Origin of the sequence: Gynuella sp. (assembly GCF_050297175.1) — a bacterium.
Lineage (GTDB): Bacteria > Pseudomonadota > Gammaproteobacteria > Pseudomonadales > Natronospirillaceae > Gynuella.
This window is the reverse complement of sequence record NZ_JBNKSF010000061.1, coordinates 154,209-167,224: the sequence shown is the minus strand read 5'-3', so window position 1 is coordinate 167,224 and position 13,016 is coordinate 154,209. Positions and strand designations below refer to the sequence as shown.

Sequence of the window (13,016 nt, the reverse complement as noted above, 5' to 3'; positions counted from 1 at the left end):
ATGAATGGAGAATTCGGGCGAACACCATGGAAAAAATTGCAAACAAAGCAAGTAATGATGTCTAAAGGTGAAATTATGTAAATGACTGACTGAAAATAACGTCAAAATCGTTCGCTGACCTCCGAATCGTCCCACCGAAATCCAACGATACCATTCGGCGCGTATAATCTGCTATCACAGGTTTAATGCTTCGTTGTACAAGTCAAAATACACCCGTTCGATAGAGGTTGAACTGGTGAGATACTGGGTACGGATTGACCCTATAAACGGATATTTTCCATGCTAATAACATGGATATAATGTAATCAATAGGTGAGTCTCCTGAATAACGACTCATCTATCCGCGATTTAATGCTTTCCACCGCTTGGTCAATAACAATTTATTGCCCTTAACGCTGATGATCCAGGAGCTGTTCTGCGAGTAAAACTGGAGCATTAACATGGATTTACCTATTGTCGCCAGATACCTGAAAAACCTCATTGGTTATCTAGTTTGTGACTATTGATACTACGAGACCGACTATGATGCCAGACTTTCAAAGTTGTATGCGACCGTTGTTGAATGCTTTGGCTGATGCTCAGGTATGTACCTTTAACGAAGTCTTCGGGCAGACAAAAGTGTCGTTCGTAACCGGGTTCACTGGACGAGGCCCCTTACGGTAAATTGACGGTCACTCCAAGAAACTGATCGCTGAAGGATTCTGTTCAAGTGAGTGTGCCCGAAAAAGATGATAAAGCGCCCACCTAGGGTGAATTATTGGATAATCATGCTGCGAGATTGAAATACGAGTTGCGTCTGTCTGCGAATCATTGTATTTCAGAGCTCAAATCCAATATCCTGAACTTGTAATTCTGGGCCAATTGAAAGGATCGTTGTTTTGGCGGTCCTTCTAAGAACTCATACCAGAATAGGATTACAAAAATGGAATTAACCTGTCACTGCGAAAATATTCACTTCACTGTTGAACGACCTAAACAAATCACTTCCTGTAATTGTTCTATATGCAGGAGATATGGCGCTTTGTGGGCCTACTACGACCCAGGAGCCGTTAACACAACGATCGGAAAATATGGGGTTGAGACTTATATCTGGGGAGATAAAGAAGTCGAATTTGTGCGTTGCGCTCACTGTGGTTGTATTACTCATTATCAAACCTTCGAAGGGGATCCGGAACCCAGAGTAGCGGTAAACTTTCGGATGGCCGATGAAGAATGGGTATCGGGTATTGATGTCAGATATTTTAATGGTAAAGAAGCCTAGGGAAACTCTGAAAAATGGCCTATTTTCGCGTAGGACGTTGTCAGCCCCAGTCTCACACTCTCATTTATGCCAGTACATTTCGGTGTTGCGAATGGTGCTTCCTTGCCTGCATCAAAACTATTCCTATTTTTCAGAGGTCTGCTAGTAAATGCAGCTGTTCGATGGCTGTGATCTCGGCATTGAAAGATAATTCATGCCTCTTTAGGTGCGATTTGGTCCCTGAATCTGAACCCCTGGAGCAATGATAATGACAGCATGCAGAACATTTCTTATATGCGGAATATTGCTGTATTTTTCATTGTTAAATGTATGCGGTTTTGGTGCTGTTTTCCGGTCAGTTATCCAACAATAAGCCATGAAAAACATCAGATAATTATGTCATTTATGGTGTATTAAATTTATGGTCTATGATGAGAAAAGTGTAACTGGCTTTATGTTTTTAGTAATTATGATAATCAAATTTTCGAATCGATCGTGCGAAGCACGACGCTAAACTACAATGACCTGCCTTAACTATTAAAATTAATAAAAATTCCGGAAAAATACATGAATGAAAAACAACAAGAATACCTTGATAAATATCTGAACACACTCACTGATGCAGAGCGTTCCAGCATTCCCCTGGTTTTAGCGGACTACTTTTGTGCCGATGAATTTAACGCCAATGAATGTGCCCGTCTGGTGAATACCGGCATTAAACGGGCATCGTGCAGTTTGAAGGCAGCATACGATGTTGCCAATGAACCATTTCCTGAAGTCGGCGCGCTCACGGTAGTGTTGAACTGGGCTCAGGAGCCGGTATGTATTATCAGGCTAACCGAAGTGTCTACATGCCCTTTTAATGAAGTGACAAGGGAATTTGCAGAGGCAGAAGGTGAAGGTGATGGAACTTACGAGTGGTGGCGTGAAGCCCATATTGAGTTTTTTACGCAATACGCCAGCGAAATCGGAGCTGAATTCACCGAAACTTCAGAATTGGTACTTGAGCGATTTGAAAAAGTGTATCCGCTGTAATTAACGGGAAATATTGAGGATAAGTTGTTTTCGTGACGTGTGATGGTATCTGTGTTGTCTGGCAGAAGCGTAATTATCAGAAATACTGACCATTTGGATGCTGCTATAAATTGAAAACTGCGATATGCCCCCGTCATCTGCTGGCGGGGGCTCTATCATCATGGCTAAGTATTGGTATTTACAGATGCCCTTCCCGGTACTCTCTTGGACTGACACCCAGTTTCTTTTTAAACACCCGCGAAAAATACAGGGCATCCTGATAACCCAGATGCCGCGATACCTGGTTAACTGCCAGGTTGGTGGTGATCAGCAGTTGTCGTGCCAGGCTGACGCGCTGATCTTCGATCCATTGTCGCACCGGCACGCCGAGCTGCTGCTTGAATAAATGCGAAAAACGGGAATTAGACATGCAGGCGATTTTCGATAATTCGGTGATGCTGAGTTCGGAGCCAAGATGTTCGTGGATGTATTGGCAGACCTGGTGGATTCGTTTGTCGATGGGAAACTGTGGGCGATTGGTATCGAGTTCGCAGCATCGGATCAGAATCTGTTCAAGCAGGTTGAAGGATAGCTCTTCCGATAACATGGTTTCGGAGTGGCTGACCCGTTCGACATCTTCAAACAGGCTTTCAATGCGTTGCATGGAGGCATCTGAGTCAATGCTGAGGAATCCGACGCCGGCAATCAAGTTGGCCCATTTGAGCCATTCGCTCCAGGTAGCTCGGGGGCGAAAATAGATCCATCGGTGATGCCACTGATCGACTTCAGGTGCCCGACCATAGTCGTGTTGTACACCGGTTGGCAGCAGCATCATGTCGCCCGGATGTACCCGGCGTTCATCTTCAGTGCGTGGAAATACCAGTCCGGTACCGGCAACTGTCAGGTTGATAATGAAACCTTTCAGGCCGGATGCACGGTTGATCCAGAAGTCCAGGTCACCATGTTTGTGAATTGGCGTGGAGCCGGCTACCAGATGGGCATTAAACGGATAGCCTGGTTTCAACGGGTCCAGCTGCGGTTCTCGGGTATCAAACTTATGTAGCATAAACGTCTTATTTTTATTGATTTATGGCAGGAGAAATATCCATGTATTGATGCTAAACCTCAATACACACCAAAACAACGTTTAATACTCAAACAGCTCTATATTTCTCAAAAAATACTTATAAATCAAATATTTATGAGAAAATATAAAAATGAGATAGTTAAGATTCTGAAAAATAATAGCGTAGTTGTCAATATACGCAGCAGTTTTTTCTATCACAATGTAGTCCATGTCAGGCCGCATAATTGTTGTCCTCCTTTATAGCCTGATCCTGGAACAAAAATAATGACTCAGAAAACAGTAATTGGGGTGGATTTCGGGAGTGATTCGGTACGCTCTCTGCTGATTGATGCAGAAACCGGCGCCGAACTCGCATCGTGTGTCGCTGAATATCAAGACTGGAAGCAGGGCAAATATTGTCAGCCGGATGCCCAGCAGTATCGTCAGCACCCCGCCGATATCCTTAAGGCCCTGACCCGTTGTATTACCGATTTACAGCCGATTGTCGGCGCAGAGATGATGAAAACCGTCGTAGGTATCGGTGTCGATACCACTGGTTCCACGCCAATTGCGATTGATCATGATGGTACCGCTCTGGCATTAAAAGAAGAGTTTGCAGTTAATCCCAATGCGATGTTTGTGTTGTGGAAAGATCATACCGCGATCATTGAAGCTGAGCAGTTGACGGCCAAAGCCAAGAGCTGGTCAATCGACTATACCCAATACGTAGGCGGTACTTATTCGTCCGAATGGTATTGGGCCAAGTTGCTGCATGTACTCCGTGAAGATGCGCAGGTTGCCGCCAATATTCATAGCTTCGTGGAAATGTGTGACTGGATTCCCGCCACGCTGACCGGTACGACCTCCCCGGCACAATTGAAGCGATCTCGCTGTGCTTCCGGACATAAGATTTTATGGCATGAACGCTGGGGCGGGCTGCCTGAGGATGCATTTTTCACGGCAGTTGATCCGTTGTTGAGCGGTTTTGTTGATCGTATCGGCCAGGACTCCTACACCAGCGATGTTTCTGTGGGTCAGCTGACTGCAGAATGGGCCGAACAGCTTGGTTTATCACAAACGGTGCAGGTGGCCGTTGGTGCATTCGATTGTCACATGGGCGCTGTGGGCGCAGGTGTCACTGCGAATGATCTGGTTAAGGTGATTGGCACTTCCACCTGCGACATTATGGTGGTGGATTATGATGCTATTGGCGATAAAGCCATTGCTGGTATTTGTGGTCAGGTGGACGGCTCGGTCATTCCTGGCATGGTGGGTCTTGAGGCCGGACAGTCTGCCTTTGGTGATTTCTATGCCTGGTACAAGCGCCTGCTGGCCTGGCCGCTGGCATTGCTGGGGGATTCACAGCTGGCTGAAAGTGTGGAGGCCAAAATTCTGCCGGAATTGGGAAAACAGCTGGCAGACTATCCACTGAGTCTGAAACAGCCATTGGCTACGGACTGGGTCAATGGTCGTCGTACACCACACGCCAATCAGCGGCTGACCACGGCCATTTCACAGCTGAACCTGGGCTCAGATGCGGTGGATATTTTCCATGCCGTGGTGGAGGCGACAGCGTTTGGTGCGCGGGCGATCAACGAGTGTTTCGAAACTCAGGATGTGCCGATTAACCGGGTGATTGCGATTGGTGGCATTTCCAGAAAATCAGCGGTAATCATGCAGTTGTGTGCAGATGTCATGAATAAGCCACTGGAAGTCAAAGCCTCCGATCAGTGTTGTGCTTTGGGAGCTGGTATTTTTGCTGCAGTTGCTGCCGGGGTGTTCCCTGATGTGGCCACAGCACAACAGGCCCTGGCCAGTAAAACCGAAAGTGTTTTTGAGCCACGGGCCGACAAAGCAGCACTCTATGGCCAACGTTATCAGCGCTATCAGGCGCTGGGTGGATTCATTGAAACGAGCGTGGCCAAGGAGTAACTATGTTGTTAGCAGAATTGCGTGAACAGGTCTGTGCGGCCAATAAAGAACTGGTGACGCACGGGCTGGTGACCTTTACCTGGGGCAACGTCAGTGGTTTTGATGAGGCTTCAGGGCTGATTGCCATTAAGCCCAGCGGTGTCGAATATGACCAGTTAACGCCTGAGAAAATGGTCATCGTTGATCTGGAGGGTAATGTGGTCGAGGGGGATTTACGGCCGTCTTCTGACACCCCGACTCATGCCGTGTTGTATAAGCGGTATCCACAGATCAAAGGCATCGTTCATACCCATTCATCGTATGCCACTGCATGGGCGCAGGCTGGCAGAGGTATTCCCGCATTGGGAACCACGCATGCGGATTATTTCTATGGTGAAATTCCATGCGCCCGGGCACTGACGGATGATGAAATAAACGGGGCATACGAACTTGAGACCGGTCACGTGATCATAGAAACCATTGCTGATGGTGACCCGATGGAAGTGCCCGGTATTCTGGTTCGTGAGCACGCTCCGTTTGCCTGGGGAAAAGATCCTCACAATGCTGTACACAATGCGGTAGTCGTGGAAGAGGTTGCTAAAATGGCCTTACATACGATGATGCTCAACCCGCAGGTGAGCAGTGTGAACCAGACCCTGCTGGACAAGCACTACCTGCGTAAGCACGGAAAGAATGCCTATTACGGGCAAAAATAATCCTTTCGGTTATATCGTTACCAGAGTACTGAACGCACTCTGGTAACTCTTCCTTTTATAGCTCTTTGTCCGCTAAAACGGCACAAATGTTACTTTACCAGCAGGTGCTGCTGGTATCTGTACCACTGGAGTCGCTTGCGCCTCTGACCCCGGTTTGGGTTAGGCTGAATACCGCGCACGCAGTGTCATTGGCCTGAACTTTTCCACTAACGGGAGTCGCTTTTAACAGGTAGCTGGTGGCGGTCAGATCGGCGTCTGCCACTTTGACGACATAATAACCTTCTCCAGAAACGATGCCGGATCCGGTAATGCTATCCACCACAGAGCATGTGCCCGCAGTGGATGGCTTGTAGGTGCCAACAGCGGTAAAACACCGTTGTAGTTGTTGGGCGACATTACTCAATATCACTTTGGCATCACTGCGATTGCTCTTTCGAACCTGGGACATATAGCTCGGATAAGCAACCGCCGCCAGAATGCTGATGATGGCAACGACGATCATAACTTCAATTAATGTAAAACCGGAAAATTTCTGTTTCATATATTTCTCTACTTAATCTGCCGCCAGGATATACGCCCTTTAGAACCACTCACGCCACTACCGACAAACGTTGAGATTGATGGTTTGCCATTGCCATCCGTATCACCAAGATCACTGGCGAGCAGATAAATGGTTTCTTTATCGACCACAGGTACCAGGTCACTCAGGATAGCATTATCCAGTTTGGTATTGGCATCCTCATTCAGGACAGAATAGTCTTTGTCATATAAACCTCCGACGCCGACCAGTTCCATAAGCCAGCCGACACCACCATAATCACATTGATTATCCGATGGCGTAAAGGTCGTTATAATCACACGATCATAGAGCAGCACAGGTTTGGTCAGAATACGCTCGCCTTCAGGATCGACATTGGCTGCCGGTGGTTTTAAATCCAGGAACCATCCTGCCTCATTTTCCCAGTCCACAGCAGTACTGCCGTCATCGTTGTCTCTATCGCCACTGATGACTCGCTTGCCTGAGGTTTCAGAGGTAATTTCCTTTTTGTGTAGCAGCGTGCTGCGGTTGGCCTGGCTCAGGTCAATACTGTTACCGTCATCCACAATGGCATAAAGGCTTTGTACATCGTCCACACCCACATCGGCGTTGGAATAGTATTTACCCGTACCGAAATAGACCATAACAGAATCCACATCCTGACTGCCGGTGGTATTCTTGCGCAGACTGTTCAGCCCAAGCGTGGGTGTTGCTGTGATGGGTTGAGGCTTGCCATCTTTATCAATAACTTTGATTAGCGGTTCGAGTTTAGAACCGGATTTATAGGCAACTTTCCAGCTGTTGGAGCTGCTGGCACTTAAGTCGAATTTCCACATATTGCCCATGATATCGCCGCCATAAGCATAAACTGCAACACCATGACCGTTTGGCAGCAACGATGCGCCAGTTAAACCGTTATCGTCTGCACCGGTAATTTTTGCCTCTGTGTCAATCGATTGATAGTCTGTGGCATCTTCAAGGTTAATAGTGAAAAGCCGGGCAGTACCGCTGGTGCTGTTGGTGCCGTTGGCGAAGACCGCAGTCCAGTTACCGTCAGCCGTAGGAACAATGATTGGACGACTCTGGACAAAACCCAGGCCATCTTTATAGGCAAGACCGCTATCATCGGCGCTGACATCAAAAATAACCTCTGGAACTTTGGTGTTATCGTCCAGAACGTCGGTGACATCCAGGGCAAAAAAACCTTTCGCTCCGGCACCGAAACCACCGACCAGTACAGTGCGCCATTTATCATTAAGATAAGCATCCCCGACATAGAGCGGACCATCCACAAGATACTGGTGGTTATAATCGGTATCGCTCAGCGTCGCGAGTTTGGGAAATACCGCCCGGGGTACATAGGCAAATATTTCAGTACCAGTACTGGCGTTGAAAGCATGCAACATGCCGTCGTTGGCACCAACAAAAACGACTGGATTCCGACCCCCTTTGTGATCGACATAAGCATTGTAGCTGGCAGAGCCATAGGCTGCTGGTAAGGCGTTATAGTGTTGAGATGCACTGCCGGCAAAAGCAGGGTCAGAATTGACAATATCACCCAGAACGTTATCTCGTGGCCGCAAGGTTGGGTCATCGGTGCCGAGCAGCCATTGAAAACGCTTAAAAGCCAGGGTGGCATCAGTGTCCGAGGCTTTTGTCAGCGCAGTTTTAAGATCCGGCAGGTTATTATTATTCCAGTTTGCCGAGTTGAGTTGACGCAGGCTACGGGCAGCAGCAGTACCATCATATGTATAAATTTTACGGCTGGATAAATTAGTCAGAGTGGTATCGGTATCCCAGGCAGCGTCACTGGTCATATCAACATTACCATCCTCATCAATCGGATATGCCAGTAGCTGACCGCTCCAGTCATCGCTGTTGAAACGCGCCTGGTAAACATAGGAGTTACCGGTGAGTCTTGCTGAGTTAGTAGCTGCCGTTGCAACTGAGCCAATGGTAGAGGCGACCTGAGTAAACGCAGATTCCAGAGAGTCTTTCAGCTTGCGGGCTTCAGTGGCATAAAAATAATTGGCTGGTGTGGATGACGCAATTTCGCTATCGGTCATATTATCATCTTCAAAACCACCCCATTTGGCCGCGTAATATAGGGCTGGCTTTAGAATTTCGCCACTTGAGGTACCGATATTATATCCTTTTGTAGTGGCACTGTTGCCAGATTGGCAGTTTAAACATTCGCTTGAATAGCTGAAGTTATTGATGCCGGAGTGAGCATGAAAACCATCTGAGGTAGTGCCGCTGATAATGTAACCAAATCCCATTCTATCGCCGGTGGATTGGGCAGCGACGTCGGTTGTGATGGTTACTTGGCTACTGGTGATGCTGTATTCCAGAGTACCCCACATATCCTGATCGTAGTCACCACCCTGTTCACTGTCCTCCCAGTTAACGTAAACCTTGCCGCTGGATAGACTGTCGGTAGTCGTTTGGGAAACCACTTTGAAGTCAACAATGGCGCAGTTGGCGTCAGGGTTCAAGCTGGTATTTCGACAGGCAGGTACAATGGCAACTGTCTTTTTGCCTGCTGTTCCAGGTACATTGACTTCTATTTTGGGCACTGCCGGTGCCAGTGCGACCCCAAATGTTTTGACTTTTTCACGATATTGGTCAATCCCGTCTTTACGGGCCAAAAAAGCTAGCCCTGAAAGGTCATAACCACCTTCCAAGCGAGGTGCTTCGGGGCAGCTACCCATGACCGATGACAATGAGGAAATGTTTTTGGCTGTACATAACTGATTATTGTCCGTACCGTTTTCTCCGACGAAATACTCGCCTCCGTGAATACCCTCTGCAGAACCAATTCGGTTGGTGTAATTATCTATAGCGGCGGAGAAATCAGTGCTCGCAGCCCCAAGGTCATCAGTATCGTACGAAGACGTAGAGGTGTTGAACTGCAGGATATTCAGTGGTGCACAATAGTTGCCATCGGAAGTAGTATCAATTGGATCTCCCCAGGTACTGACGCTGGTGAGTCCACTGATTCTTCCTGAATCATCGGTTGCATATTTGGGGTTGTTTTTTCCGGCCAGATACCGAAGTGATTCGAGATATATCTCAGCTTGAGGGTTACCCCAGTTGGAACAAGTACCATTGCTGAAACTGGTTTTGGCCCAGGAACAATTGTCATTTTGTCCCGACAAATTGTTGTCAAAATAAGTACCATTAGAAAAACTGTAGCCGTAAATATTCAGTAGGTTAATAGTATTGACAATACCACCGCCAGAAGGTGTCTTAAATGTCCCGTCGCTATTGATTTCATCCGTGATAGAACCAACTTTTTTTCGCAATACTCCGCCGGACTTGTTTTTACCGTAGGAACCGGTCATCAGGCCAAAATGAATGGAGTCATTTTCACCATAGGTTTGCAATAGGCCAGTTGGTTTATAGTGGGTCGTTGTTGAGGTGGTATAAGCGCTGCATTGCTCATCGTTGGTGCTGTCGATCAGGCTGCCATCGCAGACTTTTACCTTAACTTCATAATCGTAAAGTCCTAACCCATTATTGTTTGTATTAGGCGCAGAGCTATAAGCATTGATTCCACTCACTGAACTGTTGTTGTCGTTAGTCCCTGTTCCCCAGCGACATTGCCAGCGTTCATTACTGGCCCATAGGGAAAAATTGCCTCTGGCCACTCGCATTAATGGCTTATCGTTGCTGCCAATCAATTGTTGAGAGGGCTTGCTACGGTTACTCGGATCAGAGGTATTACAAATGGTAATCCCTCTTTTCTTAGGATCGAAATCGGTATTATTGCTGGAGAATGGTGTCAGTTTATTAATATCACTGCCGGCGTAGTACTTTGCAAATGAGTGTGCGTCATTCGGTAGAAAGGAGCGTTGCAATACAGTTTCTGTGGCGGTATCGGTTATACGATAACCGCCATAAAGAATTTTTCGTACCGCATCGATACGTGTCATGGTGGCCCAGTTCAGAAAGTTGCCACTCCATTGACCACTACTGCAGTAGTGATCGGTAGTGAAAGACTTCGGTTCAAAACGACTGCTACCACTGTTGTATTCGTAACATTTGTTACTGTCAAAGTAGCCATAGTAACTATAGTTGTTTACGTAGGTCGTATCAGGGATTCCGTCCAATGTGTCTGTTGAACTATTACCATCGGTGATATCGGAGTAATCATCATAGAGTTTAAAGAACAGTTGATGATCCCTGGACATATTCAGCATCATGATCGGTCGAACAGGAGAGCTGAGAAATAGTGGATTTTGGCTGGGTACTTCGGCAACTGCGGATGGAAAGTTTATGACGATAAACAATCCACATAGCGCTGGAGAAATGGCCCGATGCATAAGCTTTATAAATGCTGAGGTTGCTTTCATGGTCTATGAAACTCTGCTAAGGAATATAAGTGGATTGAACAACAGCAGTCGATTGACCGGAAACGCCCACTCCCCGGGCAGTGATTCGGTAATACTCGTAATCTGCATATTTTTCGGTGCTTTCAATATCGATGCCGCCGCCTTGACTGGCTTCCAGTGCGGAGACGATAATTTTTTCAATGGTGAATCTGGGCTGCTCACTCACACCGGTAATGGTATCAGCAGGTAGTTGTACGCTGTTGTTGGCCCATTGATCGTCTGTCCAAAGTACCGGGCGCAGACGATAAGGTCCTGAAGTACCAGACATAAATGGCCAGCTGCCTACCGTCAGCGTACCTTTGTTGCCATCGTCGTTGAGGTCCGGCCAGTATCCCGCGGTGCTGCCGGTGAAGCTTGGCAGAACATCTTTCTGCAAAGATTCCTCACCAATTCTCAAGGCGGCTTCGGCTGCCTGAAAGGCCAGGTTTCTGTCGCGCATGTTCCCGGCCATTCGTTCCTGCAAATCGGTACCGCGAACGGCGGCCAGCACAATAATCGTAAGCAGTAGCAGCATCACCAGGCCAACAAGTAGTGCTACGCCCTGCTGGCGATAAACTGCAACAGGTTTATCTCTGTAAAACATAAAGAGCTCCGGTCAATTGAGTCGACTGCGAATGCCAACGGTGCTGGAAAATACCCGGCGTAGACGTTTGTCTGAGGGCTTTACCGTCGTGTCATCAAATGTATAGCTCTGCGCTTCCGGCAGAACGTTGTTTTCTGTACTGGCAATCAGCAGTGAGATCTGAGTCGACACAACCCTGTTCCAATCCACTACGCTGCTGGCGGCCTGGTAGCTGTTAGGGATAAAGTCCTGTGAAGCATCGGTGTCAACACCATAGCTAATGGCCAGATCCTCGACGCCGGGAAGTAGTTCAAATTCAATGCCATTCTGGCTTTTCCACAGGCTGGGACGCCCGGAAGTTCCGGTTGCTATAAAGTAGACAGAAGTGGTTACAGTCATTATTTCTGAGCCGGCACCAAATGATTCTTCCGGATCAATGGAGTTCCCTCCCCAGCTGGATATGGCATTGCCCGGAGAACTACCGCTATTGCTGTGTACCAGGTTGACCTCATTACCGCTTTGAGTAACGTTTGTGACCTGAAAAATACGTGCCTTGGAGCAATCCGTTACCACCAGAATATCCCCTTCACAAATACCGCTGACTCTGTTTTTGTTACCTCCACAGCCACCGGCTTCTACCCCTGTATTGGTTACGAAGACTTGTGCAGCGTCGTTATTTTTCGAAACCTGTACGCCTGAACTGCCGGCAGAGCGGATCACCACGATATCAGTATCGGCGACAGGAGTTTTGGTTAAAGTGCCATTGGGTAACGTAGCGGCGGTGTATCCCTGAATCGCTGTTTGGAAAGCATATTTATAATCGCTTGAGTTGTTCAGGGTATTGGTAATCGTCATCGTGGTAGCGCGTGTTGCACACCCCATATAACCGGCCATACGAATGTCTTTTTCAAGAAATTCAACAGCCAGCCGGCCGGTATCCTGAATTTGGGATAAACCCTGTTGTGTCGTGTACATCCCTTTGGTAGATATGAAGGTCATAATGACCCCACCGGTGAGCACCAGTCCCAGAGTCAGGGCTATCATCAGTTCTACCAGGGATAATCCAGTTTGATTGCGAATGCCTTTATACATATAAAGCGCCTGTCTCTTCTTATATATTGGTTTGATACACAAACTCAGTGGTTGCATCGGGATTGCCAGTACCAGCAGCACCAAATATCTGCTCTTCAGACCATTTAACCGAAATTTTGCATAGCCGGGTTGCTGCCACGCAATTGATAGCACCTTTACCCGCTGGCAAAGTGCTGGCCAGATTGTTACGCCAGCTCCTGACATCCTGGACAGCCATTGCATTCCCGGATGGTGTGGCGTCGTAATCAGCGGTATAACTGGTGATGTTAATGCTGTCTTTGCCGCGGTTGATCCGGATACGATCCATGATTTCATAAGCCATGATATTGGCCTGTGATCGTAGCAGTGCGCTTTGATTGAGTTTGACGGATTGGGTTTGCATGGCAGCCATGGCCAGCAATGAAACTGACAAAATAACAACGGTCACTAACACTTCGATCATGCTGGTTCCAGTTTGTGTGTGCATTGTTCTCATGGTGCTAC

Annotated in this window: 10 protein-coding genes; 4 read left to right on the top strand and 6 right to left on the bottom strand. The window is 47.5% G+C overall.

From position 1 onward, the window contains the following. Positions 1-1,021: 1,021 nt before the first annotated feature. Both ACQY6I_RS23715 and ACQY6I_RS23710 read left to right on the top strand, forming a co-directional pair. Positions 1,022-1,261: a hypothetical protein gene (locus ACQY6I_RS23715; RefSeq protein ID WP_428244092.1), complete on the top strand. Its 240-nt coding sequence runs from the start codon at positions 1,022-1,024 to the stop codon at positions 1,259-1,261. A gap of 546 nt (positions 1,262-1,807) precedes the next feature. After that, the gene (locus ACQY6I_RS23710) at positions 1,808-2,275 is read left to right on the top strand and encodes an ASCH domain-containing protein (RefSeq protein ID WP_428244091.1); all 468 of its coding nucleotides are present in this window, start codon (positions 1,808-1,810) and stop codon (positions 2,273-2,275) included. 178 nt (positions 2,276-2,453) lie between these two features. Here ACQY6I_RS23710 and araC read toward each other — a convergent pair whose 3' ends face one another. After that, positions 2,454-3,320, bottom strand: a complete 867-nt coding sequence (araC, locus tag ACQY6I_RS23705) for an arabinose operon transcriptional regulator AraC (protein WP_428244090.1) — start codon at positions 3,318-3,320, stop codon at positions 2,454-2,456. Positions 3,321-3,605: 285 nt separating this feature from the next. On the opposite strand from araC, the gene ACQY6I_RS23700 reads away from it, so the two are divergent. Further along, positions 3,606-5,252 carry a ribulokinase gene (locus tag ACQY6I_RS23700; RefSeq protein ID WP_428244089.1) on the top strand — a complete coding sequence of 549 codons (1,647 nt, stop codon included), beginning with the start codon at positions 3,606-3,608 and terminating at the stop codon, positions 5,250-5,252. A 2-nt stretch (positions 5,253-5,254) separates the two neighbouring features. Next, entirely contained in the window at positions 5,255-5,947 is a 693-nt protein-coding gene (locus tag ACQY6I_RS23695; RefSeq protein ID WP_428244088.1) for an L-ribulose-5-phosphate 4-epimerase, read from the top strand. Positions 5,948-6,041: 94 nt separating this feature from the next. Here ACQY6I_RS23695 and ACQY6I_RS23690 read toward each other — a convergent pair whose 3' ends face one another. The 5 genes from ACQY6I_RS23690 to pilV are packed head-to-tail and all read right to left on the bottom strand — an operon-like array spanning position 6,042 to position 12,999. After that, a complete protein-coding gene (locus tag ACQY6I_RS23690) occupies positions 6,042-6,488 on the bottom strand; it encodes a type IV pilin protein (RefSeq protein ID WP_428244087.1) in 447 nt (148 codons plus the stop codon). An 8-nt stretch (positions 6,489-6,496) separates the two neighbouring features. Further along, positions 6,497-10,840: a pilus assembly protein gene (locus ACQY6I_RS23685; RefSeq protein WP_428244086.1), complete on the bottom strand. Its 4,344-nt coding sequence runs from the start codon at positions 10,838-10,840 to the stop codon at positions 6,497-6,499. Positions 10,841-10,856: 16 nt separating this feature from the next. Continuing rightward, entirely contained in the window at positions 10,857-11,462 is a 606-nt protein-coding gene (locus tag ACQY6I_RS23680; protein WP_428244085.1) for a pilus assembly PilX family protein, read from the bottom strand. Between the two features lie 12 nt (positions 11,463-11,474). Further along, entirely contained in the window at positions 11,475-12,533 is a 1,059-nt protein-coding gene (locus ACQY6I_RS23675; RefSeq protein WP_428244084.1) for a PilW family protein, read from the bottom strand. Positions 12,534-12,552: 19 nt separating this feature from the next. Continuing rightward, positions 12,553-12,999, bottom strand: coding sequence for a type IV pilus modification protein PilV (gene pilV / locus ACQY6I_RS23670; RefSeq protein ID WP_428244083.1), 447 nt, complete (start codon positions 12,997-12,999; stop codon positions 12,553-12,555). Positions 13,000-13,016: the final 17 nt, after the last annotated feature.